Here is a 785-nt window from a genome sequence, read left to right as displayed (position 1 = left end):
CCTATTCGAGTGCACGCGCAGCGGGGCGCAGTATCGCTCAAGCCTGTAACCATCTCCGGCAATGTCATCTCCGGTCGGCTAGGCGGCGAGTTTGACATGGCCAACAACCCACTCAGCGGTTTGACATTCCAGCTCAAGGATCAATGCGGCATAATCATAGGCGATCTGCTCGATGGTGAAATATCACGTAATGACTGCGACTCACCACAACAGCCAGACCACTTAACGCCGAACGTACCAACGAACGATGCTCAGCCGGAGGAATCGAGCTTTCATAGCATTGCAGAGGCGAATCTAGAGCAACCGGAAGAAGAGCTGGTTGAGGAGATAACAGAAGAGTTAGAGCCGGCTACGAACGAGGTCGTAGCCGAAGAAGAACTAGCAACTGAGTAGCTGCGAATAGTTGGGCAACAGCATATACGTGCCAACGAAATCAACCGCAGGCGTATCGCCGCTGTACATCACCACATGGATGACAATGCGCGCCTTGCGCCCTGACGCCAAGCGATCCAAATCACCACTGATACCATCAAGCGAGGTACTCGCCACCGGATTTTGATCCACCGGATGACGATAACGAATCGAGCTGTCTGCCAGAACAATATCGCCATGCAAACCGCGCTCTTTGAGCAGTAACCACGTCATTCCCCATCCCGTCAGCGTTGCCAACGTAAATGCCGAACCAGCAAACATCGTATTGTGCGGGTTCAAATTCGGATTGAGCTGGGCACTGCATTCGAACTGATAACCGGTGTATTGGTTGATTTTGATGCCCATTTTGTCCG

1 protein-coding gene and 1 pseudogene are annotated in these 785 nt (G+C 52.5%); one reads left to right on the top strand and one right to left on the bottom strand.

Translation table 11 applies throughout. The features are described from left to right. Positions 1–393 (top strand): annotated as a pseudogene (locus R8N49_RS26485) (AsmA family protein); the annotation flags it as partial. On the opposite strand, the gene R8N49_RS26480 reads toward R8N49_RS26485, so the two are convergent. Continuing rightward, positions 379–785: thioesterase domain-containing protein (locus R8N49_RS26480; protein WP_318190363.1), on the bottom strand; the 407-nt coding region annotated here is incomplete at its 5' end. The pseudogene R8N49_RS26485 and the gene R8N49_RS26480 sit on opposite strands and share 15 nt — an antisense overlap.

Source organism: Vibrio sp. 1978, assembly GCF_033344345.1.
This window is presented reverse-complemented; position numbering and strand designations above follow the sequence as displayed.